This is a genomic window from Bradyrhizobium sp. CCBAU 45394, assembly GCF_028128655.1.
GTDB lineage: Bacteria > Pseudomonadota > Alphaproteobacteria > Rhizobiales > Xanthobacteraceae > Bradyrhizobium > Bradyrhizobium diazoefficiens.
Window position 1 is genome coordinate 170,327 of record NZ_LBIX01000176.1, and the last position, 26,027, is coordinate 196,353.

26 protein-coding genes are annotated in these 26,027 nt (G+C 64.8%); 14 read left to right on the forward strand and 12 right to left on the reverse strand.

The features are described from left to right. Nucleotides 1-55: 55 nt before the first annotated feature. The 6 genes from sufC (at nucleotide 56) to WN73_RS38200 (ending at nucleotide 4,838) form a co-directional block, all read left to right on the forward strand. The gene (gene sufC / locus WN73_RS38175; protein ID WP_028171266.1) at nucleotides 56-805 is read left to right on the forward strand and encodes a Fe-S cluster assembly ATPase SufC; all 750 of its coding nucleotides are present in this window, start codon (nucleotides 56-58) and stop codon (nucleotides 803-805) included. A gap of 12 nt (nucleotides 806-817) precedes the next feature. Then, nucleotides 818-2,122: a Fe-S cluster assembly protein SufD gene (sufD, locus tag WN73_RS38180; protein WP_271557355.1), complete on the forward strand. Its 1,305-nt coding sequence runs from the start codon at nucleotides 818-820 to the stop codon at nucleotides 2,120-2,122. Then, the gene (locus tag WN73_RS38185; RefSeq protein ID WP_271557357.1) at nucleotides 2,119-3,366 is read left to right on the forward strand and encodes a cysteine desulfurase; all 1,248 of its coding nucleotides are present in this window, start codon (nucleotides 2,119-2,121) and stop codon (nucleotides 3,364-3,366) included. The genes sufD and WN73_RS38185 overlap by 4 nt, the downstream gene beginning before the upstream one ends. Further along, nucleotides 3,363-3,734 carry an SUF system Fe-S cluster assembly protein gene (locus WN73_RS38190; protein WP_011087115.1) on the forward strand — a complete coding sequence of 124 codons (372 nt, stop codon included), beginning with the start codon at nucleotides 3,363-3,365 and terminating at the stop codon, nucleotides 3,732-3,734. The genes WN73_RS38185 and WN73_RS38190 overlap by 4 nt, the downstream gene beginning before the upstream one ends. Nucleotides 3,735-3,857: 123 nt before the next feature. Then, the gene (locus WN73_RS38195; RefSeq protein WP_014495548.1) at nucleotides 3,858-4,199 is read left to right on the forward strand and encodes a HesB/IscA family protein; all 342 of its coding nucleotides are present in this window, start codon (nucleotides 3,858-3,860) and stop codon (nucleotides 4,197-4,199) included. Nucleotides 4,200-4,397: 198 nt separating this feature from the next. After that, nucleotides 4,398-4,838, forward strand: a complete 441-nt coding sequence (locus WN73_RS38200; RefSeq protein WP_271557359.1) for a TfoX/Sxy family protein — start codon at nucleotides 4,398-4,400, stop codon at nucleotides 4,836-4,838. 64 nt (nucleotides 4,839-4,902) lie between these two features. Here WN73_RS38200 and fabA read toward each other — a convergent pair whose 3' ends face one another. The 4 genes from fabA to WN73_RS38220 form a co-directional block, all read right to left on the reverse strand. Then, nucleotides 4,903-5,433: a bifunctional 3-hydroxydecanoyl-ACP dehydratase/trans-2-decenoyl-ACP isomerase gene (gene fabA / locus WN73_RS38205; protein WP_271557361.1), complete on the reverse strand. Its 531-nt coding sequence runs from the start codon at nucleotides 5,431-5,433 to the stop codon at nucleotides 4,903-4,905. Between the two features lie 98 nt (nucleotides 5,434-5,531). Next, nucleotides 5,532-6,599 carry a GGDEF domain-containing protein gene (locus WN73_RS38210; protein ID WP_271557363.1) on the reverse strand — a complete coding sequence of 356 codons (1,068 nt, stop codon included), beginning with the start codon at nucleotides 6,597-6,599 and terminating at the stop codon, nucleotides 5,532-5,534. Nucleotides 6,600-6,762: 163 nt separating this feature from the next. Beyond that, nucleotides 6,763-8,265 (reverse strand): DEAD/DEAH box helicase, encoded by a 1,503-nt coding sequence (locus WN73_RS38215; RefSeq protein WP_038967106.1) that lies wholly within the window; start codon nucleotides 8,263-8,265, stop codon nucleotides 6,763-6,765. Between the two features lie 290 nt (nucleotides 8,266-8,555). Next, complete coding sequence (locus WN73_RS38220) at nucleotides 8,556-9,536, reverse strand: helix-turn-helix domain-containing protein (protein ID WP_271557366.1); 981 nt, start codon at nucleotides 9,534-9,536, stop codon at nucleotides 8,556-8,558. 206 nt (nucleotides 9,537-9,742) lie between these two features. Between WN73_RS38220 and WN73_RS38225 the strand changes: the two genes are divergently transcribed. Beyond that, nucleotides 9,743-11,257, forward strand: a complete 1,515-nt coding sequence (locus tag WN73_RS38225) for a caspase family protein (protein WP_271557368.1) — start codon at nucleotides 9,743-9,745, stop codon at nucleotides 11,255-11,257. Between the two features lie 28 nt (nucleotides 11,258-11,285). Here the strand turns inward: WN73_RS38225 and WN73_RS38230 are convergent, their stop codons facing one another. After that, nucleotides 11,286-11,561, reverse strand: coding sequence for a hypothetical protein (locus tag WN73_RS38230; protein ID WP_028171274.1), 276 nt, complete (start codon nucleotides 11,559-11,561; stop codon nucleotides 11,286-11,288). A 119-nt stretch (nucleotides 11,562-11,680) separates the two neighbouring features. On the opposite strand from WN73_RS38230, the gene WN73_RS38235 reads away from it, so the two are divergent. Then, entirely contained in the window at nucleotides 11,681-12,916 is a 1,236-nt protein-coding gene (locus tag WN73_RS38235; RefSeq protein ID WP_074076985.1) for an FAD-dependent oxidoreductase, read from the forward strand. 179 nt (nucleotides 12,917-13,095) lie between these two features. Then, the gene (locus tag WN73_RS38240) at nucleotides 13,096-13,854 is read left to right on the forward strand and encodes an outer membrane protein (RefSeq protein ID WP_271557372.1); all 759 of its coding nucleotides are present in this window, start codon (nucleotides 13,096-13,098) and stop codon (nucleotides 13,852-13,854) included. 95 nt (nucleotides 13,855-13,949) lie between these two features. Here WN73_RS38240 and WN73_RS38245 read toward each other — a convergent pair whose 3' ends face one another. The 4 genes from WN73_RS38245 to parE all read right to left on the reverse strand — a co-directional run bounded on the left by WN73_RS38245 (nucleotide 13,950) and on the right by parE (nucleotide 18,503). After that, nucleotides 13,950-14,720 (reverse strand): SDR family NAD(P)-dependent oxidoreductase, encoded by a 771-nt coding sequence (locus WN73_RS38245; RefSeq protein WP_060911855.1) that lies wholly within the window; start codon nucleotides 14,718-14,720, stop codon nucleotides 13,950-13,952. A gap of 21 nt (nucleotides 14,721-14,741) precedes the next feature. After that, the gene (locus WN73_RS38250) at nucleotides 14,742-14,927 is read right to left on the reverse strand and encodes a hypothetical protein (RefSeq protein WP_027542625.1); all 186 of its coding nucleotides are present in this window, start codon (nucleotides 14,925-14,927) and stop codon (nucleotides 14,742-14,744) included. Between the two features lie 318 nt (nucleotides 14,928-15,245). After that, nucleotides 15,246-16,028 (reverse strand): outer membrane protein, encoded by a 783-nt coding sequence (locus WN73_RS38255; protein WP_038967111.1) that lies wholly within the window; start codon nucleotides 16,026-16,028, stop codon nucleotides 15,246-15,248. Between the two features lie 429 nt (nucleotides 16,029-16,457). Then, nucleotides 16,458-18,503 (reverse strand): DNA topoisomerase IV subunit B, encoded by a 2,046-nt coding sequence (gene parE / locus WN73_RS38260; RefSeq protein WP_011087127.1) that lies wholly within the window; start codon nucleotides 18,501-18,503, stop codon nucleotides 16,458-16,460. Nucleotides 18,504-18,776: 273 nt separating this feature from the next. Here parE and WN73_RS38265 point away from each other — a divergent pair, with 273 nt between their 5' ends. The 3 genes from WN73_RS38265 to argC all read left to right on the forward strand — a co-directional run bounded on the left by WN73_RS38265 (nucleotide 18,777) and on the right by argC (nucleotide 21,181). After that, a complete protein-coding gene (locus WN73_RS38265) occupies nucleotides 18,777-19,307 on the forward strand; it encodes a DedA family protein (RefSeq protein ID WP_011087128.1) in 531 nt (176 codons plus the stop codon). Nucleotides 19,308-19,532: 225 nt separating this feature from the next. Then, nucleotides 19,533-20,201 carry an FMN-binding negative transcriptional regulator gene (locus tag WN73_RS38270; protein ID WP_271557377.1) on the forward strand — a complete coding sequence of 223 codons (669 nt, stop codon included), beginning with the start codon at nucleotides 19,533-19,535 and terminating at the stop codon, nucleotides 20,199-20,201. Beyond that, complete coding sequence (gene argC / locus WN73_RS38275; RefSeq protein ID WP_271557379.1) at nucleotides 20,198-21,181, forward strand: N-acetyl-gamma-glutamyl-phosphate reductase; 984 nt, start codon at nucleotides 20,198-20,200, stop codon at nucleotides 21,179-21,181. Before WN73_RS38270 ends, argC begins: the two co-directional genes overlap by 4 nt. A 157-nt stretch (nucleotides 21,182-21,338) precedes the next feature. Here the strand turns inward: argC and WN73_RS38280 are convergent, their stop codons facing one another. From WN73_RS38280 to WN73_RS38290, 3 genes are all read right to left on the reverse strand, one after another. Next, the gene (locus WN73_RS38280) at nucleotides 21,339-21,683 is read right to left on the reverse strand and encodes a hypothetical protein (RefSeq protein WP_271557382.1); all 345 of its coding nucleotides are present in this window, start codon (nucleotides 21,681-21,683) and stop codon (nucleotides 21,339-21,341) included. Nucleotides 21,684-21,762: 79 nt separating this feature from the next. Beyond that, nucleotides 21,763-22,161: an MAPEG family protein gene (locus WN73_RS38285; protein WP_011087131.1), complete on the reverse strand. Its 399-nt coding sequence runs from the start codon at nucleotides 22,159-22,161 to the stop codon at nucleotides 21,763-21,765. A 62-nt stretch (nucleotides 22,162-22,223) separates the two neighbouring features. Next, nucleotides 22,224-24,032: a PHA/PHB synthase family protein gene (locus WN73_RS38290; protein WP_271557383.1), complete on the reverse strand. Its 1,809-nt coding sequence runs from the start codon at nucleotides 24,030-24,032 to the stop codon at nucleotides 22,224-22,226. A gap of 254 nt (nucleotides 24,033-24,286) precedes the next feature. On the opposite strand from WN73_RS38290, the gene WN73_RS38295 reads away from it, so the two are divergent. Together WN73_RS38295 and WN73_RS38300 are read left to right on the forward strand one after the other, a co-directional pair. Further along, nucleotides 24,287-24,562, forward strand: coding sequence for a hypothetical protein (locus tag WN73_RS38295; RefSeq protein WP_028171283.1), 276 nt, complete (start codon nucleotides 24,287-24,289; stop codon nucleotides 24,560-24,562). A gap of 216 nt (nucleotides 24,563-24,778) precedes the next feature. Next, on the forward strand, nucleotides 24,779-25,999 hold the full coding sequence (locus tag WN73_RS38300) for an LL-diaminopimelate aminotransferase (RefSeq protein ID WP_028171284.1): 1,221 nt from the start codon (nucleotides 24,779-24,781) through the stop codon (nucleotides 25,997-25,999). Nucleotides 26,000-26,027: the final 28 nt, after the last annotated feature.

Consider the following 26,027-nt stretch of genomic DNA (forward strand, 5'->3'; position numbering starts at 1 on the left):
CCCTCGCGGTGCGCTTCGGCGCTCCATGCATCATTTGAATAGACTGGACACCAAAATGGCTTTGCTTGAAGTGAAAGACCTGCAGGTTCGCGTCGAGGAGCGTGAGATCCTCCACGGGCTGACGCTGACCGTGAACGAAGGCGAGGTGCACGCGATCATGGGGCCGAACGGCTCCGGCAAGTCGACGCTCTCCCACGTCATCGCCGGCAAGCCCGGTTATGAAGTCACCGGCGGCCAGATCCTGTTCAAGGGCGAGGACCTCCTGGAGATGGCCCCGGACGAGCGCGCCGCGAAGGGCGTGTTCCTGGCGTTCCAGTATCCGGTGGAAATCCCCGGCGTCGCCACCATGACCTTCCTGCGCACCGCGCTGAACGCGCAGCGCAAGGCGCGCGGCGAGAGCGAATATTCGACCCCGGACTTCCTGAAGAAGGTCCGCGAAGTCTCGAAGTCGCTGAACATCCCGCAGGACATGCTCAAGCGCGGCGTCAATGTCGGCTTCTCCGGCGGCGAGAAGAAGCGCAACGAGGTGCTTCAGATGGCGCTGTTCGAGCCGAGCCTGTGCATTCTCGACGAGATGGATTCCGGCCTCGACATCGACGCGCTGCGGATTGCGGCCGACGGCGTCAACGCGCTGCGCGCGCCCAAGCGCGCGATGGTCGTCATCACCCATTATCAGCGGCTGCTGAACTACATCGTGCCTGATTTCGTGCACGTGATGTCGAAGGGCCGCGTCGTGAAGAGCGGCGGCAAGGAGCTGGCGCTGGAGCTGGAAGATTCCGGCTACGCCCAGTTCGAGGACGCGTAAGGATTGTTGGAGATGAACGTTGCTGTGGCAAAGACCGGAAACGGCCGCGCGGTGAGCGATCTCTTCGCCAGCGCCGAAGGCCGCCTGCCTGGTTCGCCGGCGGTCGTAGCAGTGCGCCGCGAGGCGTTCGAGACCTATGAGCGTCTCGGCCTGCCGCACCGCCGGATCGAGGAATGGAAATACACCGACCTGCGCGCGCTGGTCGGCGAGGTGTTGCCGCTTGCGGCTGCGCCCGATGCGGCCGCGCTGAAACGCGCTGCGGACGCCGTGAAGGCGCACGCGATCGAAGGCGCGCGCAAGCTGGTGCTGGTCGATGGCGTGTTCGCGGCCGACCTTTCCGACGTCAAGGCGCTTGCCTCCGAGGTAGGCTTCAAGACGCTCCGGGAGACGCTGGAGAAGGATGCCGCTCTCCTGAAGACGGCGTCCACCGACGCCGTGATCGCGCTGAACGCAGCGCTGGCGACCGACGGCGTCGTGCTGTCGATTGCCGATGGCGCGCAGCTGTCCGCGCCGATCCAGATCATTCATATCGCGACTGCGGCTTCCGCTTCGGCCTTCACCCGCTCGCAGGTCGCGGTCGGGAATGGCGCGCGCGCCACCATCATCGAAAGCTTCGTTGCGGCCGGTGCAAAGGCCTACCAGGTCAGCGACGCCGTGATCGTGACGATCGGCGACAACGCCGACGTCGCGCATATCCGCCTGATGGACGACGCGCCTGACGCGGTGAACATCACCTCGCAATTCGTCACCGTCGGCGCCAACACCAAGGTCAATTTCTTCAACATGACCAGCGGCGCCGCCGTCAGCCGCCTCCAGGGCTTCATCACGCTGGCGGGCGAGGGCAGCGATCTCGCGATCAATGGCGTGAACCTGTTGCAGAAGACCGAGCATGGCGACACCACGCTGGTGGTGGACCATGCCGTGCCGAATTGCGTCAGCCGCGAGATCTTCCGCGCCGTGATCGACGACCGCGCCCATTCGGTGTTCCAGGGCCGCATCATCGTCCGTCCCGACGCGCAGAAGACCGACGGCAAGATGATGACGCGGGCGCTGCTGCTCTCGGACGAAGCCGAGGCCGACAACAAGCCCGAGCTCGAGATCTTTGCCGACGACGTCTCCTGCGGCCACGGCGCCACCGCCGGCGCGCTGGACGACAGCCTGCTGTTCTATCTGAAGGCGCGCGGCCTGCCTGAGAAGCAGGCCCAGGCGCTGCTGATCCAGGCCTTCGTGGGCGAGGCGATCGAGCAGATCGCCGATGACGGCTTGCGCGAGCACGTGATCGGCATTGCCGAGCGCTGGCTGGAGCGGCGGTCATGAGCACGCATCCGGCAGTCAGGAACGGCTCCTACGACGTCGCCCGCGTCCGCCAGGATTTCCCGGCGCTGGCCATGCAGGTCTACGGCAAACCGCTGGTCTATCTCGACAACGCCGCCTCCGCGCAGAAGCCGCAAGTCGTGCTCGACCGCATGACGCAGGCCTATACGAGCGAATACGCCAACGTGCATCGCGGCCTGCATTACCTCGCCAACGCCGCGACCGAAGCCTATGAGGGCGGCCGCACCAAGGTCGCGCAGTTCATCAACGCCGGCCGCACCGAAGAGGTGATCTTCACCCGCAACGCGACGGAGGCCATCAACCTGGTCGCCTCGTCCTGGGGCGGGCCGAACATCAATGAGGGCGACGAGATCGTCATCTCGATCATGGAGCACCACTCCAACATCGTGCCCTGGCATTTCCTCAGGGAAAGACAGGGCGCGGTGATCAAATGGTCGCCGGTCGACGACGAGGGCAATTTCCTCATCGAGGAGTTCGAGAAGCTCCTGACGGCGAAGACCAAGCTGGTTGCGATCACGCAGATGTCGAACGCGCTCGGTACCATCGTCCCGATCAAGGACGTCGTGAAGATCGCCCGCGCCCGCGGCATCCCCGTGCTGGTCGACGGCAGCCAGGGCGCGGTGCATATGCCCGTCGATGTCCAGGATCTCGGCTGCGACTTCTACGTCTTCACCGGCCACAAGGTCTACGGCCCGACCGGCATCGGCGTGCTCTGGGCCAAGTACGACCATCTCGTCGCGATGCGCCCCTATAACGGCGGCGGCGAGATGATCCGCGAGGTCTCGCGCGATGTCGTCACCTACGGCGATCCCCCGCACAAGTTCGAGGCCGGCACACCCGCGATCGTCGAGGCCGTCGGCCTTGGCGCCGCGATCGACTACGTCAATTCGATCGGCAAGGAGCGCATCGCCGCGCACGAGCACGATCTCGTCACCTACGCCCAGGAGAAGCTGCGCGAGATCAACTCGCTGCGGCTGATCGGCACCGCCCGCGGCAAGGGCCCGGTGATCTCCTTCGAGCTCAAGGGCGCGCATGCCCACGACGTCGCCACCGTGATCGACCGCCAGGGCATCGCGGTGCGCGCCGGCACCCATTGCGTGATGCCGCTTTTAGAGCGGTTCAACGTGACGGCTACATGCCGGGCCTCGTTCGGCATGTATAATACGCGGGAAGAAGTCGATCATCTGGCACAGGCGCTTTTGAAGGCGCGGGATTTGTTCGCATGAGTGACACGGCCGAAATCAAAGCCAATCCGATGGAAACCCGGTCGGCGCTGCCGCCGGAGGAAACCGAGCGGCTGACCACCGAGATCATCGCGGGCCTCAAGACCGTGTTCGATCCGGAGATTCCGGCCGACATCTACGAGCTCGGCCTGATCTACAAGGTCGAGATCAAGGACGACCGCTCCGTCGACGTTCAGATGACGCTGACGACGCCGAACTGCCCCGCTGCCGGCGAGTTGCCGACCATGGTCGAAAATGCGGTCGCCAGCGTCCCCGGCGTCGGCGTGGTCGACGTCAAGGTCGTCTGGGAGCCGCCCTGGACGCCCGAACGCATGAGCGACGAGGCCCGCCTCGTGCTCAACATGTGGTGACGCGTACGTTCTGCTTTTCATTCCTGGCATTGAATTTGCTCCGCAACGGACCACATCACTGACATGACACAGGCAACACCAGCATCCTCCACTCCGAAGCCGCGGCGGCCGCGCCCGCAGGTGATGCGGCTGACGGATGCCGCCGCCCAGCGCATCAGCGAGCTGACCCAGCGCGCCGATTCCGAGATCGTCGGCCTGCGCGTCGGTGTGAAGAACGGCGGCTGCGCCGGTCAGTCCTACACCGTCGAGTACGCCCATGATGTCCGCCCGACCGACGAGGTCGTCGAGGACAAGGGCGTCAAGATCCTGGTCGATCCCAAGGCCGTCCTGTTCCTGCTCGGCACCGAGATGGACTACAAGGCCGACAAGATGCAGGCCCAGTTCGTCTTCAACAACCCCAACCAGGTCTCCGCCTGCGGCTGCGGCGAATCGGTCGAGCTGCGGCCGGCCAAGATCGACGGGTAGGCCCGGCTCTCTCGTTTCACTCCGCCGTCGTCCTGGCGAAAGCCAGGACCCATACCGCGTGATCTCTCGATTGTGGGAAGTGCCGGTGCCGCGTAGCGTGACTTCGAGTCTTCGCTAAACTCCTCCCTGGGGTAATGGGTCCTGGCTCCCGTGCGCAATTGCGCACTAGGCCAGGACGACGATGAGGAGAGGGGGGCCATGGACCGCGAATTCCTGATCGACCTGTTCGCCGATTTCGGCCCCGTCACCATCCGCAAGATGTTCTCCGGCTACGGCATCTCCGCCGACGGCACCAACTTCGCGCTCGCCCTGCGCGCGGGTCTGTTCTTGCGTGCCGACGAAGTGACCATCCCGGACTTCGAGACAGAAGGCTCAAAGCCGTTCCAGTACTCGACCCGCGCCAAGACCGTGACGGTCAACTCCTACTGGGAGCTGCCCGCGCGCTTGTTCGACGATTCCCAGGAGCTTGCGCAATGGGCGAGGGCGGCGCTCGCCGCCGCCCAGCGCGCCAAGGTGAAGAAGCGACCCAAGGGCAAGAAGGCGTCGAAGAAGGTCGCGCCGAAGAAGCCCGTTGCGAGGAAGCGGCCAATCAAGAAAGCGGTTCGTGGGGTGGGCAAAGCGAAGCGTGCCCACCGTTGAGGTGCTGGTGCGGAGAGACATGGTAGGCACGGCGCTGCGCGCCTTTGCCCACCCCTACACGACTTCACTCCACCGCTTTGGTCAGGCCTACCCGCATATCCTTGGCCGTGAAGACGCAGGCGCCATCGGCAAGCATCCGGCCGTCGGCAATTCCGAGCACCAGCTTGCCGCGCCGGACCATGCGCATGGCGACCTCGTAGCGCACGCGTTGCGCGGTCGGTGTGATCTCGCCCGTACATTCCACCTCGCCGACGCCGATGGCGCGGCCTTTGCCCGGTGAGCCCGACCAGCCGAGCCAATAGCCGATCATCTGCCACATGGCGTCGAGCCCGAGAGAGGACGGCATCAGCGGATCGCCGCGAAAGTGGCAGTCGAAGAACCAATGGCCCGGTACAATGTCGAGCTCGCCGACGATATGGCCCTTGCCGAACTCGCCGCCGTCCAGGCTGATCTCGGAGATGCGGTCCATCATCAGCATCGGCGGTGCCGGCAATTGCGCATTGCCGGGACCGAAATAGCCGCCTTCGCTCGACCTCAGCAGCTCGTCCCTGGTGTAGGACGGTTGCGGCGTGTGGAAATCATGAGGGTTGGGCAAGACGACATGTCCTCGCGTCAGGCGCGTTGAGCCAGCGCGGAAGATGTCGCCCGTCAGGAAAGAATGTCAAGCGCGCGCGGTTCAGCGCGGTGCTTCCGTCACGCCACCCGGCTGTGCGTCTCCACCGCGAATTCCGGATCCGCTTCGCAGATCACGCGGTTGCGGCCGTTGCGCTTGGCGGCGTAGAGGCAGGCATCGGCGCGTTCGATCAGCGCGTCGGTGTCGTCGCCCGGCTTGAGCATGGAGACGCCGACGGAGATGGTGACGCGGCCGAGAATCTCGCCGGTGGACTTCTTCTTCAACTCCTTCGCCATCACGGCGCGGCGGATGTGGTCGGCGACCGTGAGGGCCTGGCGCAGCGCGGTGTTGGGCAGCAGGACGGCGAACTCCTCGCCGCCATAGCGCGCGGTGATGTCCTGGCCCTTGATGGTCTGCTTCATGGACAGACCGACCAGGCGCAGCACCTGGTCGCCGGTGAGATGGCCGTAGGAATCGTTGAACGACTTGAAGTGGTCGATGTCGAACAGCAGCAGCGACAGCGGCTCGCCTGATGCGAGCGCACTCTGAACGGCCATGCCGATCATGCGATCGAAATATTTGCGGTTGCCGAGGCCCGTGAGCGGGTCGGTCAGGCTCTCGGCACGGATCGCCTCCAGGCTCTGCTGGAGATTGCTGATCTCGTTCCTGGACAGCGTCAGCCGGTCTTCCAGCGCCTTGTTGGTCTCGCGCATCTCGCTGGTCGAGCGCACCAGCGTCTCGACGATCGCCTTGATCTGCTCGCGGCTCTTGGCCGACGACAGCCTTTCGGTCGCGTCCGACAGGCCGGCGTCGTAGGAGCCGGTCATGCCGAGCGCATCGCCGAGAACCTTCATCACGTCATCGATCTCGCCGATGACGCGCGCGCCGACCTTGTCGATGCGGTCGGTGGTCTTGATGTGGGAGAGATAGGTCTCGTAGATCTGCTCGAGATCGGCTTCGGTCAGCTTGCCGTGGCGGGCCAGCGTCTCGTTGATGATCTTGTTGAGCGGTGCGTTGTAGCCGGTCGCGTAGACGTACCAGATCTCGTAATTGCGGGGAATTGCTGTCTGCCGAAGCGATCGAATCTGACCGAGCGCCACCTCGGCGAACGCTATCGTGCGTTCGTGTTCGTCGAGCACCTTGACCACGGAACATACCCCACGGCGGCCAATGCATCGTCGACCGCAGCAATGCTTAAATTATGTTCGTAGGCTAACGGACGATCGTGAACGACCCGTAAATATACGTTCACGAATGCGTCTGAAAACGTGTGCGGCGCTCTGTCTCAACCAACCTGAAACGCGTCGCGCTTCAGGCGCCGGCGGGGGAGCGGACCGGGCGCAACAGAAACGCCGGAAGGTGGGAATGATCGCCCGGCTCGGTGTCGGCCTCGCGCTGGCGGCGCGGTTCGGGACGGCCGATCGACGGCACATGCGACGCATTGGCCTGCGGGCGCGAGCCGTGACGCGGCTCGGGTGATGGCCTGGCTTCGCGCGGAGGTCTCGGCTCGCGTGCGGGCCTCGCCTCGGGGGCGGGGCGTGCTTCGGCTGAAGGCCGCGCCTCGCGCGGCTCGTGGCTGCGCTCACGGTCGCGGCCGCGTTGCGGCTTGCCGCGTCCGCCGCGTGAACGTTCGCGGCCGCGCTGCTCGCGCGGACGGTCGGTCGCATCGCCGGCTTCTGCGTGGACTTCGTAGTCGCCTTCAGCGCGCGGAATGCTCTGGCCGATCAGCTTTTCGATCGCAACCATCGACTTCTGGTCGAGCGGCGTGACGATCGAGATCGCCGTACCGCTGCGGCCGGCGCGGCCGGTGCGGCCGACGCGATGGACGTAGTCGTCGGGATGGTGAGGGACGTCGAAATTGAAGACGTGGCTGACCTCGGGGATGTCGAGGCCGCGGGCGGCGACGTCGGAGGCGACCAGCAACGGCAGCTCACCCTTGCGGAACTGCTCGAGTGCGGCCATGCGGGCCGGCTGGTCCATGTCGCCGTGCAGCGCGCCGACGCTGAAGCCGTGCTTCTGGAGCGATTTGTGAACGATCGCGACTTCGCGCTTGCGATTGCAGAAGATGATCGCGTTCTTGAGATCCTTCGCCTCGCGCAGCAGGCGGCGGAGCAGTTCGCGCTTTTCATGCGCCTCGCGCCCGGCCGGGACCTGGGACTGCGTGACGGTGACGGCGGTGGTGGCGGGCTTGGAGACTTCGACCTTCTGCGGGTTGTGCAGGAAGGTCTCGGTGATGCGCCGGATTTCCGGCGGCATGGTCGCGGTGAAGAACAGGGTCTGCCGCGTGAACGGGACGAGCTTGCAGATGCGCTCGATGTCGGGAATGAAGCCCATGTCCAGCATGCGGTCGGCTTCGTCGATGACGAGCAGTTCCACGCCGGTGAGCAGCAGGCCGCCGCGCTCGGTGTGGTCGAGCAGGCGGCCCGGGGTTGCGATCAGCACGTCGACACCGCGCGTCAGCTTGGCATCCTGGTCGCCGAACGAGACGCCGCCGATCAGCAGGGCGACGTTGAGCTTCTGGCCGGCGCCGTAGCGATCAAAATTCTCTTTGACCTGTGCCGCGAGCTCGCGGGTTGGCTCCAGGATCAGGGTGCGCGGCATGCGCGCCCGGGCTCTGCCCTTTTCGAGGATGGTGAGCATCGGCAGCACGAAGGCCGCGGTCTTGCCGGTGCCGGTCTGGGCGATGCCGAGGACGTCCTTGCGTGCGAGGACGTGAGGGATCGCCTGTTCCTGAATGGGGGTGGGGGTGGTGTAACCGGTGGCCGCCACTGCGGCGAGGACTTTTTCGGATAGTCCGAGATTTGAAAAGGACATTGAGCCTCTGGTCGAAACCGCCGTTCGGAATCGAGGGTAATAAGGCTGGTCGCGTTCCACCCCGAAACGGCGCGCTCTCTAGGAAGCTGGGGGTGCTGACTCACGCGAACAAAGCGCAAGGCTCAGGAATCGCTCTTCGATCCGAGCTGCGTCGCCCCGGAACATAGGCGGGAATTGGCCAAAGTCAATGGAGCAGGCGCGGGAAGGCCCTAAAAACCCTGAGGTTTTACCCAAATAGCGGGCCCGGCTGGGGTTTTTCGCCTCGGCCATTGGCCGGGCGGAGGCGGCGCCTAATGCCCCTCTGGGACCCGGGCCCGGAAGTCGCCGGGGGCCATGCCATAGGCGGCGTTGAAGACCCGGTAATAGGTCGCCAGGCTCTCGAAGCCGCAGGAGGTCGCGATGTCGGCGATCAACCGCTCCGGCGCCTCGCGCAGCAGGCGGCGGCTTCTCTTCAGGCGCTCGTTGGTCACGGTCTGCGAGAAGCTTTTCTCCGCGGCTTCGAACAGCATGTGCAGGTGACGCACGGAAACGCCGAGCAGGTCGGCCACCATCGACGGCGCCAGGTCCGGGTTTTGCAGGTGGCGCGCGATCAGGCGCCGCGCCTGCGAGAGACGGGCGGTCCGCAGCGCAGCCTGTCCGAGCCGGCTGCCGGGGCGCACGATGCCGCGCTCGATCAGCGCCAGATGGGCCAGCGCTTGAACCAAGGAGGTCTGGACAAGGGAGGTCGCATCGGCAGCACTGTCATCGCCAGCGGCGGCCTCGCCGAGATCGGCAAAGCAGGCCGCGAGCAGGGGCGCCAGCGCATGGTCATTGAAGGTCTTCGGCGTGAGTTCGCGGATGCGCCTGTCCTGCGCCGGGATGCGGCTCACCGGGATCTTCAGGATGCGCAGGTGGAAGCCCCCGGCGCCGAGTGGCGCGGTGCGATAGGGCAGGTCGGTATGGCTGGTGGCGAAGCTGCCATTGGCGATCGCGAAGTCGGATCCGCGCATGCCGCCGAACCAGCCGCCGCTGCCGAGCTGCTGATAGACGCAGATGCTGTCGCCGGGTGTGTAGGCGATGTCCGAGGTGCTGCGCTCGACCGTGTAGTGCGAGGCCTTCAGCTCGACGAGACCGCCAGCGCCGAGCTGGCGCAGTGAGAATTCGCCGAAGAAGTCCGCGCGCCGTTCGCGCTCGAGCTCGGCGGTGACGCCGAACAGGCCCTTGGCGCGCACCTCGCGCCAATAGTCGAAGCGCTCCTGCGGCTCGACCTCGTCAGTGCACCAGCGATACACGATAGCCCCTCGTCCGCGAACGGAATTGCGCCTAAGAGAAAGCAGATTCCAGCTGTTCTTGCCATAGGCCCAGACGATGGAACCGGTGGCTGTGCCGGTTGAACCGCCGCTATGGCTGGACCGACTATGACAACAACGGCCGAAGGTCGACAATGGACTGTACGAGGGGCGCCGGCGGTAAGCCGTCCTGCAACGGGAATTTTTCGATGACGCGTCGGCTTTTCAGAATTCTGGTGACCCTTGGCCTCGCGGCGAGCCTTGGCGGCTTCGCGCTTCCTGCTTGTGCCGAGAAGCGCGTCGCGCTCGTCGTCGGCAACAACGACTACAGGAACGTCCCGAAACTGCTCAAGGCGGTCAACGACGCCCGCACCATGGGCGACACGCTGAAGCAGCTCGGCTTCTCGGTGATGGTCGCGGAGAACCAGAGCCGGCAGCAATTCTCCGAGACGCTGCTCGCGTTCGACCGGGCGATCGAGCCCGGCGACACCGCCTTCTTTTTCTATGCCGGCCACGGTTTCGAGATCGCGGGCCAGAACTACCTGCTGCCGACCGACGTGCCGGCGGCGACGGAAGGGCAGGAAGAGCTGGTGCGCGACGCCTCCATCCTGGCGGACCGCATCGTCGAGCGCCTTCAAAACAAGAAGGCGCGGACCTCGATCCTGGTGTTCGACGCTTGCCGCAACAATCCGTTCGAGCGCAAAGGGACCCGCGCGGTCGCCGGCGGCGGCGGGCTCGCGCCGATGATGCAGCTGCCCGAAGGCGTGTTCTCCGTGTTCTCGGCCGGTCCCCGCCAGACCGCGCTCGATCGCCTCTCCAACGACGACGCCGATCCCAATTCGGTGTTCACGCGCACCTTCGCCAAGGAGCTGCTGCAACCCGGCGAGAACCTCGTGCAGGTGGCGCAGCGCACCCGCCGTCTCGTCAGCGAGATGGCCGACACCGTCAAGCACAGGCAGGTGCCGGTCTATTTCGACCAGATGGTCGACGACGTCTTCTTGAGCGGTATCGCGAAAGACGCGGCTGCGCGGCCGGCCGATCCGCCGGCGCAGAAGCTTGCGGCGCTGCCGCCGGTGTCGGTGCCGCGCGTGCAGAAGGAGGAAACCACCAACGCGCCGATCGCGAGCTTCTCGCGCCACAATGGCGGCTGGAGCGTGGTGTTCTCCTTCGCCGATCCGACGCTCGGCATTTCCTGGCGCATGGCCGGCAATGGCGATTTCCGCGAGACCGGATTCATCGACACGCTCGATCCGCGCACGCGCAAGCGGATGCCGAACCCGTCGATCGAATTGCCGCCGGATGCACAGGCCGGCACCATCGAGGTCCGCTATGTCGATCAGTCGGGCGACATGCAGGGCCCGTTCCCGATCAGGTTCGATCCCGAGGCCGCGCTGATCCGCGACCAGCGCAAGATCCTCGACATGACCGCGACGAGCTGGCTGTCATTCCGCGAGTTCAACGGGCTGCTCGTCTACTACACGCACCTTGTGTCCTACCGCTGCGCCATCCGCGAGGTGCGCATCGGCATCGACACCGCGGTACCCAACCAGGTGCTGAAGATGCCGGGGTGTGACATGCGCGACCCCAGCGCGATCACCGCCGGCATGCCGCTCTACATGAAGCTCGCTCCGGCCACGCAGTTCGTCTCGGTGGAGCTGACCTATCGCGACGGCAGCGTATCGGAGATCAAGAGTTTTCGCGCGGCGAACCGCAGCAACAACTGAGGTGTCGCGCAGGCGGCGTCCAACGCCGCTACGCGCGGCGCTTCCTGATGCGGCGCTTGATGGACTCGACGGCTTCGATCAAGGGGGGAGCGAGCGAGAAGAGCGCGCCCATCGCGATCGAAATGATGACGTGGCGAAGCAGGAGCTTCTCCGGCTCCTCGAACGGATAGCCGTTCTGGTCGATGGGCACCGGCGCAAGCGTGCCGGTCTGCCGCCGATGCGACTTCCGCGGCGGGATCATGATCACGACGAAAAGCACGTTGATCAGGATCCAGACGCCGAGCAGTATGAGGATAGTCCGCACCGCAATTTCCTGAAAGAAATCGAAATTCGTTGCAACGCTAACGGGCATTCACAGCTGCGGCAAATTAAACTTGCTTGCTGCACCGCACAGAAAACTTAAGTCGTAAATGAGGGGCGGCCTTGAACCCGAGTTCCTCCGTAAAAGTCCGGTGTTGCATCGTCGGCGGCGGACCCGCCGGCATGATGCTCGGCTATCTCCTGGGGCGCGCGGGCATCGACGTCGTGGTGCTGGAGAAGCATGCGGATTTCTTTCGCGACTTTCGCGGCGACACCGTGCATCCATCGACGCTCCAGGTGATGGATGAGCTCGGCCTGATCGACGGTTTCCTGAAGCTGCCGCACCAGCGCTTGCAGAAGATGGACGGCCTGTTCGGCGGTACGCCGGTGCGCATCGCCGATCTGAGCCGGCTGAACACGAAGTACCCGTTCATCGCCTTCATGCCGCAATGGGACTTCCTGAACTTCCTGCGCGAGGCCGGCAAGCGCTTCGCCTCGCTCAGGGTGATGATGAACACGGAAGCCGTCGACCTGATCCGCCGCGGTGAGACGTTCGCCGGCGTGCGGGCAAAGACGCCGGAGGGACCGATCGACATCGAGGCGGATCTCACCATCGCCTGCGACGGCCGGCATTCGACGGTGCGCGAGCGCGCCGGTCTCGAGGTCGTGGAAATCGGCGCACCGATGGACGTGCTGTGGTTTCGCGCCGGCCGCAAGGCGGACGAGACGGAAAGTGTGTTCGCTCGCGTCGAGCCCGGCAAGATGATGATCACCTTCGACCGCGGCGACTATTGGCAATGCGCCTACGTCATCGCCAAGGGGCAGCACGATGCGGTGAAGGCGAGGGGATTGCAGGCGCTGCTCGACGACGTCGTGCGCATGGCGCCGATCCTCCGAAGCGGCATTGCCGACGTGAAGAGCTTCGACGACATCAAGCTGCTCACCGTCGCGATCAACCGCCTGGCGCGCTGGACGCGGCCGGGCCTGCTTCTCATCGGCGACGCCGCGCATGCGATGTCGCCGGTCGGCGGCGTCGGCGTCAATCTCGCCGTGCAGGATGCGGTCGCGACCGCCAACCTGCTCGCGGACAAGCTTCAGCACGGCTGCCCGTCCGAGGATGAGCTCGACGCCGTGCGCCGCCGGCGCGAGTTCCCGGTGAAGATGACGCAAGCCATGCAGGTGATCGTGCAGAACAACATCATCAGCGGCGCCCTGCAGGGCGGCGACCGGCCGTTGAAGGTGCCGCTGATCGTGCGCCTGATCACCGCGCTGCCATGGCTCCAGGGCATCCCGGCGCGCCTGATCGCGCTCGGCGTGCGGCCCGAGCACGTTCAGTCCAAGGCCGCGCCGGCATCGTAGCGCTGTAATCGGGTAGGGATAATTTCGCGTTAAATCGCGCGCGGCGCGTTGCGGGCGTGCAACAGCGCAGACGGATTCAAGCACCGCAACCTGCCAATCCGGCGTCTTAACTTTGTTGATTCAAATTTGAGTAAGACCTGCATGTGAGCGTGCGCCCATCAAAGGACACGGGGTGTACCATGCGTAAAAAATTGATTGCCGCCTTCGCCTGCACGACCGCGCTGGTTTCGACCGGCGCTGCCGCCGCCGATCTCGGTGCGCGCTACACGAAGGCGCCCGCCTATGTCGAGCCGCTGTTCAACTGGACCGGTTTCTATGTCGGCGGCCACATCGGTGGCGCCTGGACCAACGAGCAGTTCATCAACAACGGGACGGGCGCGGCGTTCGGCGATTTGCTCCCGGGAGAGGGTTATCGTCAGCGCGGCTCCGGCATCATGGGCGGCGCCCAGATCGGCTACAACTGGCAGGCCAACAACTATGTGTTCGGCATGGAAGGCACCATCTCCGGCCTCGACAATAAGGGCACCGTCGTGAACACCGCGTTCGCCCCGGCGAACGACGTGTTCTCCTGGCGTGCCAATGTGCTGACGACGGTCGTCGGTCGCGCGGGCTTTGCCGTGCAGAACAACCTCTTCTACATCAAGGGCGGCTACGCGGGCGTCAACAATCGGCTCTCGGTCACCGACCCCGTTGTGACGGCTACAGGCGGCCAGACTCACTGGGCCAATGGCTGGACCGTCGGCGCCGGCTGGGAATACGGCGTCACCCGCAACTGGATCGTCGGCCTCGAGTACAACTACGCGGCCTTCGGCAGCCAGACCTATCAGCTCGGCGGCCTCGCGGGCAACTACACCTTCGATGCCAAGCCGCGCGACATCCAGTGGGCCGTCGTGCGCGCGAGCTACAAGTTCGACGCGCCGGCCATCGCGCGCTACTGAGCAACGAACGACCAAGCAGCAAAAAAGACGATCACTGACAAATTCAAAGCCCCGGCATTGCCGGGGCTCTTTTTTTCGTGCAGCGAGCGTGCGTCTTAGGCCATCACCGAGAACCCGCCGTCAACGGGGATCGCGGTGCCCGTGACGAAGTTCGAGGCGGGTGAGGCGAGGAACACCGCGATGCCGGCGAAGTCGTCGATCTCGCCCCAGCGCCCCGCAGGCGTCCGCGCCAGCACGCGCTCGTGCAGGCCCGACACCTGCTGCCGCGCGCCGCGGGTGAGGTCGGTGTCGATCCAGCCCGGCAGGATGGCGTTGACCTGGATGTTGTCGGGCGCCCAGGCATTGGCGCAGGCGCGCGTGTATTGCACGATGCCGCCCTTGCTCGCCGCGTAAGCCGTCGCGAAGCTGGCGCCGAAGATCGACATCATCGAGCCGATGTTGATCACCTTGCCGTTGCCGGACGCCTTCAGCGCCGGATAGGCCAGCTTCGAGCACACGAAGGCGCTGGTGAGGTTGGTATCGATCACCTTGTTCCACTCGTCGAGCTCGAGCTCGTGCGGCGGCTTGCGGATGCTCATGCCGGCATTGTTGATGAGGATGTCGATGCGGCCGAACTCCTTGACGACGCGGTCGATCATGGCTGCGACCGCCGCCTGGTCGGTCACGTCGGTGGTGACGGCGATTGCCTTCACGCCGCGCTGTCTGAGATCGGCAACGGCGGTGGCCGACTTGGTTTCGTTGCGCCCGACCACGGCGATATTGGCGCCGGCATCGGCGAGCCCGTGCGCGAGGCCGAGCCCGATGCCGCCATTGCCTCCTGTGACGATCGCGACCTTGCCGCGGAGATCGAACCGGCTGGATGTCATGCTTTCACTTCCTGGTTTCTTCTATTGGTTGCTTTGCCAGATCAGGACCAGCCCGAACCCGGCCATGGCAGCACCATAGCCGGCCCATTGCAGCTGGTTGACCATGAAGCTCGATCGCGGCCAGGGAACGGTGCCCGTGCCCTGTCCGATCCAGAGCAGCCCGACGGCGAGGACAAACAGGCCTGCGATCAGCAGAAATCTGCGCATGCATTCCTCCCCGTTGGTCTGGTTCCGCCGCGGCCTAAGGCATGAACGACTGCCGCGGCCACGAAAACTTGGGCGCACAGTAACCGTAGCTGCGGTTCGGATACAACGGCGGCGCTCGCACAAGCGTCCGGCGTAAGCGGGAGCCACGGCGATGCGCGCTGCTCGGGGTAGGGCGATCACCAATACGGACCGGGCGGAGATCGAAGTCAGCTCGCCTGCGCCTGCAAGTCGCTGAAGGCGGTCGTCGGCCGCCGGCATTCCCGCAACGAAAAAGCCCCGGACGATGCCGGGGCTTTGACGTCTGAACTTGCGTTCGGATCAGTACTTGGCGACGACCGGGCCGGTCCAGTTGAAGCGGTAGACCAGCGAGGTCGAAACCGTCTGGTTCCAGCTGTTGGCGCGGATGCTGTTGACCAGCGGAACGTTGCCGGCGTCGAGCAGCTCGGTCTGGGTCTTGGCATTGTAGAAGGCCGAGCGATATTCGGTCTTCATGAACCAGCCGGGCGAGGTGATGCCGAAGATATTCAGGCTGTTCTCGACGCCGCCACCGATGAACCAGCCGTTGCGGTTGTAGCTGGCGAGATGAGCGCCGACGGGCACGCCCGCGAGGTCCGTGAAGTTGGTCTGGCCGAAGTGAGCGCCTGAGTAACCGCCATTGACGTAGGAGAGAACGTTCGGGGCGACCAGCCAGCCGAGGCGAACGCCCGCGGCCCAGGAGTCTTCCAGCTTCTGGTTGCCGGTGATGCCGAAGATCGGATCCTGAATGGTGGCGCGGATGCTGCCGAACTGACCGTCGGCGAACACACCGGCGACCCAAGTGCCGCTGAACTGCCAGTCGTAGCCGAGACCGACGGTGCCGAACCAGCCCGAGCCACCCTGGCGTTGGGTGATCGTCAGCGGGGTGCCCGTGACAGTATCAACCACGCTCTGGTCAGCGTTCGACAGGCCACCGCCGCCACCGCCGAAGATGTAGAAGCCGGTCCAGTTGGCAACCGGAGCCGCCATCGGAGCCTTCACGTAGGGACGCGCCGCGAGATCAGCCGCCGAGGCCGAACCGGTCATCGCCGCAACCGCGGTCAGAGCCAGCAAAATCTTCTTCATGATAAAATCCCCAACCTTGGTCTGTAGCAGGCGCGAGCGCACTGAAGTTCGTGTCATCTGATGCCCGGACTATAGACGCTTTCCGCCGAAATGCTGTTGCGTGGCAGGCACAGTCGCCGGAAAACGCCCGCCGGCCGGCCCCGGGGAGGATGACGTTAGACTTACAAAAAGAGATGTAATTTCAGTGCGTTATGTGGATTTTCGAATTCCTGGCCCGGGTAAGATTTCGTTAGCAAACTCAGCCTTGTCCGAAGCGGAGGTAGTCCTGCCTCGGCCTTGGTGCCGGTGAGTCGCGGGCCGAGTCGCGGGCCGGTGCGCGGCGTGGAGCGGCGGCGTCCGGCATGAAGTGCCGGGACGAGGGCGGTATCGTCTCCACAAATGAAAAAGCCCCGGACTTGAGCCGGGGCTTTTCGACGGGACCGCGCGAGGTCAGACGTCGAGCAGATCCTCGTTCGCGAATTCGGCCTTGTCCGAAATGAAGGCAAACCGCGCCTCGGCTTTGGTGCCCATCAGACGTTCCACCGAATCGGCGGTGGTGTCGCGATCATCCGCCAGCAGGACCACCTTCAGCATGGTCCGCTTGGCCGGATCCATGGTGGTCTCCTTGAGCTGCGCCGGCATCATTTCGCCGAGGCCTTTGAAGCGGTTCACCTCGACCTTGGCGTTGGCGTTGAACTCGCTCTTGATCAGCGCCTCCTTGTGCGCGTCATCGCGGGCGTAGACCGACTTCGAGCCGTGGGTGAGCTTGTAGAGCGGCGGCACCGCGAGGAAGAGGTGGCCCTCGTCGATCAGCCGCGGCATCTGCCGGTAGAAGAAGGTGATCAGCAGCGAGGCGATATGGGCGCCGTCGACGTCGGCGTCGGTCATGATGATGATGCGCTGATAGCGCAGATCCTCTTCGCGATATTGCGCGAGCGTGCCGCAGCCGATCGCCTGCACGAGGTCGGAAAGCTGGGCGTTCGCCGTCAGCTTGTCCTTGCCGGCAGAAGCGACGTTGAGGATCTTGCCGCGCAGCGGCAGCACGGCCTGGGTCTTGCGGTCGCGTGCCTGCTTGGCGCTGCCGCCGGCCGAGTCGCCCTCGACGATGAACAGTTCGGAACCTTCGGTGCCGGCGTCGCTGCAGTCGGCGAGCTTGCCGGGCAGGCGCAGCTTCTTGCCCGCGGTTTTCCGCGCGGTCTCCTTCTCCTGGCGGCGGCGCAGGCGCTCCTCGGCGCGGTCGATCACGAAGTCGAGCAGCTTGTTGGCCTGGTTCGGATTGCCCGACAGCCAATGGTCGAACGGATCCTTCATTGCCTGCTCGACGATGCGTTGCGCTTCGGCGGTAGCGAGCCGATCCTTGGTCTGGCCCTGGAATTCAGGCTCGCGCACGAACACCGAGAGCATCACCGCCGCACCCACCATCACGTCTTCCGACGTGATGGACGAGGCGCGCTTGCCCTGGCCGACGCGCTCGGCGTGATCCTTCAGGCCGCGCAGCAGCGCGCTCCGCAGGCCGGATTCATGCGTGCCGCCATCGGGCGTCGGCACCGTGTTGGTGTAGGACGAGAGGAAGCCGTCGGCATCCGCGGTCCAGGCGACCGCCCATTCGCAGGCGCCATGCGCGCCGTTGCGGCCCGACTTGCCGGAGAAGATGTCGGGATGCACCAGCGTGTCGGCGTGGATCGCGGCGGCGAGATAATCCTTCAGGCCGCCGGGGAAGTGGAAAGTCGCTTCCGCCGGCACGTCGTCGATGCCCTTGAGCAGTTCGGGCGCGCAGTTCCAGCGGATCTCGACGCCGCCGAACAGATAGGCCTTTGAACGCGTCATCTTGAACAGGCGCTGCGGCTTGAACGCGGCCTTGGCGCCGAAGATGTCGGTATCGGGCTTGAAGCGCACGCGCGTGCCGCGGCGGTTGTTGATCTTGCCGAGATCCTCGAGCTTGCCCTTGGGGTGCCCGCGCTCGAACGTCATGCGGTAGAGTTTCTGGCTGCGCGCGACCTCGACCTCGAGAAGGGAGGAGAGGGCGTTCACGACGGAGATGCCGACGCCGTGCAGGCCGCCCGAGGTCTCGTAGACCTTGCTGTCGAACTTGCCGCCCGAATGCAGTGTGCACATGATGACTTCGAGCGCCGACTTCTTCGGAAACTTCGGGTGCGGATCGATCGGGATGCCGCGGCCGTTGTCGGTGACGGTGAGAAAGCCGTCCGCGCTGAGCTCGACGCCGATGAAGGTCGCGTGCCCGGCGAGCGCCTCGTCCATCGAGTTGTCGATGACTTCGGCGAACAGGTGATGCAGCGCCTTCTCGTCAGTTCCGCCGATATACATGCCGGGTCGGCGCCGCACCGGTTCCAGGCCTTCGAGCACCTCGATGTCGGCCGCGGTGTAGTCGGCTTCCGCGCCGCCCGCGCGTGGCGACGCCTTGGCGGCGGCGCGGGGCTTCGGCTCGTTGCCGCCGAAAAAGTCGTCTTTTGCTTTTGGTTTCAACTGCTTGGACATGAATTTTGATGTGTTTTGAGGGCCGCGCGGGCGGCGAATCGGTTCGGGCGACTATGACACGGCTGGCCTGGAAAGGTCACCGCAGGGCCGGCGGGGGCTGGGGTTGGGAGCTAATCCCGGCGATTTTACGCCGCGGGCCGCTCTGTTCCCGGCAATTTGACGGTGAGGTCGACGCTCAGCCGGGTTTTGTGACTTGATGTCACACAAGTCCCTGGCTTACCAGTCTTTTTCACTGAGCAGGACCTTGAGACGGGGCGGGAAGGCTATTCTGGCATGGAGCAGTTTGCGCACGCACTGGCCGACTTCGTGCGTGCTCACGAGGCTTGGGCGGCTCCGATCGTGTTCCTGCTGGCGTTCGGGGAGTCGCTCGCCTTCATCTCGCTGCTCATTCCGGCCTGGGGCGCACTGGTGGCGATCGGCGCGCTGATCGGGGTCAGCGGCATCAGCTTCTATCCGGTGTGGATTGCCGGCGGCCTCGGCGCGGCGCTCGGCGACTGGGTCTCCTACTGGTTCGGCTATCGCTACAAGGAGCATGTCGCGCAGATGTGGCCGCTCTCGCGCTATCCGGAACTTCTGCCCAGGGGTGAGGCCTTCGTGCGGAGCTGGGGCGTGCCCAGCATCTTCATCGGCCGGTTCTTCGGCCCCTTGCGCGCGTCCGTGCCGCTTGCTGCCGGCATTTTCGAGATGCCCTATTGGAGCTTCCAGGCCGCCAATTTCGTCTCGGCGCTGGTCTGGTCGGCGGCGCTGCTGCTGTTCGGCGACGTGATCGCGAAGATCATGGAATGGATCTGGCGCGTGATCTGACGCCTGAACCTTGACGGGAACCGGATCTGGCCCTATAGCCCCGCGCCATGATCAACGCCGCGACCATCCTGTTCGCCCGTCGCCGCCGCCGCTCTTTAGCGGTTTGGGCGGTCGATCGCGTTTGAGATCATCGTCTTTGCCGCTGGACCCGATCCGCGGCATTCTTTCTCCTGTCAGCGCGATCTGATCCGGCGGCCCCCCAAGGAGGCCCAGCAGGAGACCACGATGTACACCCCACCTTTTTTCAAGCAGGACCGCGCCGCGAGCCTGAAATTCGCTGAGGAGCGCGGCTTCGGCACGATGTGCGCCTTCGACGGCCACAGGCCGGTCGCCTCGCCGCTGCCGTTCTACCTGACCTATGCCGCCGACGGCACGCCGCAGGCCGCCTTTCATGTCGCCCGTCACAATCCGCTGCTAAAGCTTGCGGACGGCGCGACCTCCTGGCTGCTCGTGGTCAACGGCCCCGATGCCTATGTATCGCCGGACTGGTACGTCTCGCCGGACCAGGTGCCGACATGGCTCTACCAGTCGGTGCATCTGACCGGGTCGGTGCGGCTGCTGTCGGATGACGAGCTGTCGGTGCAGATCGATACGCTCAGCGACAAGTTCGAGAGCTGGCTCTTGCCGAAGAAGCCGTGGACGTCGGGCAAGATGACGGCGGGCCGGCTCGAGGCAATGAAGAAGGGGATCGTGGGCCTGATCATGACGGTTGAAGAGGTCGAAGGCAGCTTCAAGCTCAACCAGCACAAATCGGACGCCGACTATACGGCGATCGCCAACGCGCTCGGTGCGCAACCCGCCGCCGACGCGAGGGAGATCGCGCAACTGATGCAGGACGTGAGGCCGGAAGCCTTCGCGGCCGAAACCAACAAGCTCGAAAGGAGCGTGCCATGAGCCTTACTGATACCAAACAGGCCCCGAAGGCGGGCGCTGCGACCAAGCCCGCCACCGTCTTCGTCGACGGCGGCTCCGGCACCACCGGGCTCGGCATCAACGAGCGGCTGAAGCTCCAGAGCGATGTCGCGGTGAAGACGATCGCCGACGACAAGCGCAAGGATCCCGCGGTGAAGAAGGCGCTGATGGAGGAGGTCGATCTCGTCATCCTCTGCCTGCCCGACGAGGCCGCCAAGGAGACGGTTGCGCTCATCGACAGCATGGGGCCGTCGGGCCCGAAGGTGCTGGACGCCTCGACCGCCTACCGGGTTGCGCCCGACTGGGCCTACGGCTTTCCGGAACTGACGCCGGATCAGCCCGCCAAGATCAAGGCCGCGAAGAAGGTCTCCAATCCCGGCTGCTATCCGACCGGCGCGATCGCGCTCTTGCGGCCGATCGTCGATGCCGGGCTGTTGCCATCAGACTATCCCGTCACGGTGAACGCGGTGAGCGGCTATTCCGGCGGCGGCAAGTCGATGATCGCGAGCTTCGAAGACGGCAGCGCGCCGTCCTTCGAGCTCTACGGCCTCGGCTTCGAGCACAAGCATCTGCCGGAGATGCAGCTCTATTCGAACCTGACGCGGCGGCCGATCTTCATTCCCTCGGTCGGCAACTACCGGCAGGGCATGCTGGTCTCGGTGCCGCTCCAGCTCGACACGCTGCCGGGCAAGCCCAGCGGTGCCGATCTCCAGGCCGCGCTGGCGAAACGCTACGCCGGCTCGAAATACGTCTCGGTGATGCCGCTCCAGAACGAGGCGAGCAAGGGCGGCCGGCTCGAGCCGGAGGCGCTGAACGAGACCAACATGCTCGAGCTCTACGTCTTCGCCAGCGACAAATATCACCAGGCCGTGCTGGTCGCCCGGCTCGACAATCTCGGCAAGGGTGCCTCGGGCGCGGCCGTGCAGAACATGCGGCTGATGCTGGGCCTGCCGGAGGCGTAGCGGCAAGGCTCTCTCTCCACCGTCGCCGCGAGCGAAGCGAAGCAATCCAGAATCTTTCCGCGGCGACAGTCTGGATTGCTTCGCGCCTCGCCATGACGCCGGGAATGCTCGGCAGCAAGATACGCGGCTGCCGGGGCCCTTCGTGTCGGGCCAAAACTCAGCGCAAAATCACGTCCGCCGGAAACGGCCGAACAGGACGGCCGGCACAGACATTGTCACGCGCCACCACCGCGTCGTGGTGAGACTTTTCGATTTCACCGAGCGAGCGGCTGGAGATGTCGCACGCCTCCTGATGGTCTTGCGCGTAGCCGTGCAGGGAACTCCAGGCGAGCGATGCGCGGATGTAAGCGTTACAGCGGTCCGGCATCAATCCACGGTTCATCGGCTTGGTGGCTTCGATGGCTTCGCTGCGCAGGCGCATCAGTTCGGAGCATTGCGCCTGCACCTCGCCGCCAAATCCGGCGAGCGCGATCATCGCGATGGCTGAAAGAAGGGTCCGCATCCGGAATCCTCGCTTCGGCTGCCTCAGCCCGCGTGACAATATCGCAGATCGCAGGGGCCTGCGCCTGCTTTTCGGATGCTCAAAGCACCTTGAAGATCGCCAGCGCCAGCACGGCCTGCGCGAGGAAGCCGACGGTGAAGGCGAGGGTGCGGAACACCGGGATTCCCATCGCGTAGACGATCAGATGTGCGACGCGCGACCAGAAATAGACCGCGCAAGCGAGCACGGTCCATTTCGACGAATAGTCGATCGCGTTCAGGATCAGCACCAGCGGTGCGAAGATCACGAGATTTTCCACGGCGTTGTCATGCGCGAACATGAGTCGCGTCGCCCAGGGCGATTGCGGCTTGTCGCTGCGGGAGGGGTTTGCCATGGCGCCCGACAGCCCGCGAACCTGGCAGCGGTCGAGGATGTAGGGGACCCACAGGATGCCAGTGAAAATCACCGTCAGTGTCAGCCAGAACAATTCACGCGTCATAACCCGGTCCCCTCATTCATCACTGTGCTGAAGGCGAGCTTATACAAGCGCAGGAGATTCCGCTATGCGCGAACCCTGACATAGCTGCCGGGTGCATCCTCGATCGGGGGGAGCGCCTCGCTGCCGACTGCGCGCGCCGGGACCTCCTCGGGGTCGAGCTCGCCGAGCCATTGCCGCCAGTCGGGCCACCACGAGCCCTTGTGCTCGACCGCGCCCTTCATCCACTCGGCGACGTTGACGTCCTTGATGTTGTCGTTGGTCCAGTACTGGTACTTGTTCGAGGCGGGCGGGTTGACGACACCGGCGATGTGGCCCGAGCCGGACAGCACGTATTTCACCGGGCCGCCGAAGAATTGCGAGCCGTACAGCACCGACTCGGCCGGCGCGATGTGGTCCTCGCGGGTGGCGAGGTTGTAGACGGGCACCTTGACCTTGGAGAGATCGAGCAGCGTGTTGTCGAGCACCATCGTGCCCGTGGACAGCCGGTTCTCCAGATAGCAATTGCGCAGGTAGTAGGAATGGTTCGACGCGGTCATGCGCGTCGCATCCGAATTCCAGTGCAACAGGTCGAACGCGCTCGGCTGCTGGCCCTTCAGGTAATTGCTGACGACGTAGGACCAGATCAAATCGTTGGAGCGCAACATGTTGAAGGCCATCGCCATCTTCGAGCCTTCGAGCACGCCGGCGGTCTTCATGTCGTGCTCGAGCGATGCGATCTGATCCTCATCGACGAACACGAGGAGATCGCCGGCATGGGTGAAGTCCACCTGTGCCGCGAAGAACGTCGCCGAGCTCACGCGCTGGCGGCGCTTCTCGGCGAGCCAGGCCAGCGTGGTCGCGAGCATCGTGCCGCCGACGCAATAGCCGGCGGTGTGCACCTTCATCTCGCCGGTGACCTTCTCGATCACGTCCATCGCGGTGAGCGGGCCTTCCTTCATGTAGTCTTCCCAGCTCTTGTTACCGAGCCGCTTGTCGGGATTGACCCATGAGATCACGAACACGGTGATGCCCTGGTCGACGCACCACTTGATGTAGGATTTCTCCGGCTTGAGATCGAGAATGTAGAACTTGTTGATCCAGGGCGGCACGATCAGGAGCGGGGTGCGCAGCACGTTCTCCGTGGTCGGAGAATACTGGATGAGCTGCATCATCTCGTTCTGGTAGATCACCTTGCCCGGCGTCGTCGCCATGTTGACGCCGACGACGAGATTGTCCGGGTTGGACTGGCGGATCTTCAGCATGCCCTTGCCGGCCGCGATGTCCTCGGCCAGCATCTTCAGGCCGCGCGCCAGATTCTCGCCGCTGCTCGCCACCGTCTCGCGCAGCACTTCCGGATTAGTCAGCACGAAGTTCGAGGGCGACAGCGCGTTGGTGACCTGCTGGACGTAGAACTCGGCCTTGCGGCGGGTCTGCGGGTCGAGCCCCTCGGCGTCACGCACCAGCTCCTGCGCCCATTTGGTCGTGAGCAGATAGAGCTGCATCACAAAATCGAAGAACTGGTTCGACTTCCATTCCGGATCGGCGAAACGCTTGTCGCGCGGCGAGGGTGCAATCGCGGGCGGGGCGTCCTGGCCGGCCATGCGGCGCGCCGCCGCGCCCCAGAGGTCGAGATAGTCCTTGGCGAGCTTGGTCTGGAGATCGGACGAGCGCGAGGTGTCCGACAGCCAGTATTCGGCGACCGATGTGAAGGCCTTGACGACTTCGGCAAGCTCGGCCGGCGGACGGTCCTGCACCTCGCCGCTCTCGCGCGGCTTGAGGAAGGCGGCCAGCGCCTTGCCGCCGCTCTCCATCGCCCGCGCGACATTCATCGCGAAGGCTTCCGCATCGAACTTCGTCTCGGGTTTGGGCGTGTCGGTCGTGGCCATACTCATGGGCAGAACAGTAACGATTCATTCCGTATTCGTCACCGCGAAGCTCGCATGTTTGACGTTAAACACTCTCGAAGATGTGTTGCACTGCGACAAATTTTCTTGGTTCCGTCACAATCGAGCCGCACCGCTCGGTTTGGTAGTGCCGGGGTGTTTTCTCGCTCGGACCATTTGGGCAGCAATGGTTTGAGCTTGGGCGTGGTCTTGGGTAAGGTTGCCCGGGGCCGTGCTTTGGGACGAGTAGGGGATTTTCCCAAGTGTTGGCGTTGAGGGACCTGCAAAAGTCGCTGCTGATCTGCGGCGCGCTGCTGAGCGTGGCGTTCGCGCTGGGCGGCTGCTCGAGTCAGCTCGCGGATATGACGCCTGCGGATGCGCAGGCGCATTCCAGGGAGCCCGGCACCTATTTGCCGGTGCATGATCTGCCGCCGGAGCGCGATCAGGCGGTCATCCCGCCGGACCAGCGCGCCAAGATCGAGGCCGAGCTTGCCGCCGCGCGCGACCGCCAGGCGGTCGCCGCCAAGGATGCCAAATGAGGCGGTGCAAGGTAATCGCTGGCGCGACCGCCTTGGCGTGCTAAAAAGACCTCAGTTCAGCCGAGAGTCAGGGCGAACGACTTCAGCCCCCGTCGTCGGAAGTTGCTCTAAACGTTTGATTTTGAGCAATTTTTGCGAAGGGGGCGAGCGCGTCTCCGAACGGCCGTTCTAGCCTGTCGATTCTGTCCTGACCGGGTGCCCGGAGCCCAGAGAGCCATGGAAGAGTTTTACCGCATCCGCCGCCTTCCGCCTTACGTGTTCGAGCAGGTCAACCGGGCCAAGGCGGCCGCGCGGAACGCCGGCGCCGACATCATCGACCTCGGCATGGGCAATCCGGACCTGCCGGCTCCGCCGCACGTGCTGGAGAAGCTCAAGGAGACGCTCGGCAAGCCGCGCACCGACCGCTACTCGGCCTCCCGAGGCATCCCCGGCCTGCGCCGGGCCCAGGCCGGCTACTACGCCCGCCGCTTCGGCGTGAAGCTCAATCCCGACACCCAGGTGGTGGCGACGCTGGGCTCGAAGGAGGGCTTCGCCAACGTGGCGCAGGCGATCACCGCGCCGGGCGACGTCATCCTGTGCCCCAACCCGAGCTACCCGATTCACGCCTTCGGCTTCCTGATGGCGGGCGGCGTGATCCGCTCGGTACCCTCCGAGCCGACGCCGCAGTTCTTCGAGGCGGTGGAACGGGCGATCGTGCATTCGATCCCCAAGCCCCTGGCGCTCGTCGTCTGCTATCCCTCGAACCCGACCGCCTATGTCGCGAGCCTCGACTTCTACAAGGACCTTGTGGCCTTCGCGAAGAAGCACGAGATCCTGATCCTGTCCGATCTCGCCTATGCCGAGGTCTATTTCGACGAGAACAACCCGCCGCCCTCGGTGCTCCAGGTGCCGGGCGCGATGGACGTCACCGTCGAGTTCACCTCGATGTCGAAGACCTATTCGATGGCCGGCTGGCGCATGGGCTTTGCGGTCGGCAATGAGCGCGTGATCGCGGCGCTCGCCCGCGTCAAATCCTATCTCGATTACGGCGCCTTCACGCCGGTTCAGGTCGCCGCGACCGCGGCGCTGAACGGCCCCGACGATTGCATCAAGGAGATGCGCGACACCTACCGCAAGCGCCGCGATGCGCTGGTGGAGTCGTTCGGCCGCGCCGGCTGGGAGATTCCGCCGCCGGAGGCCTCGATGTTCGCCTGGGTGCCGCTGCCGGAAGCGTTCCGCAGCGTCGGCAGCATGCAGTTCGCGACCCTGATGGTGGAGAAATCCGGCGTCGCGGTGTCGCCCGGCGTCGGCTTCGGCGAGCATGGTGAAGGATATGTCCGCATCGCCATGGTGGAAAACGAGCAACGGATCAGGCAAGCCGCGCGCGGCGTGCGCCGCTTCCTTGAAAGCGGCATCGAAACGTTGCACAACGTCGTTCCGCTCGCCAATCGGCGCTAATTCTCTTCGACAGGTTTTCGATAAGCAT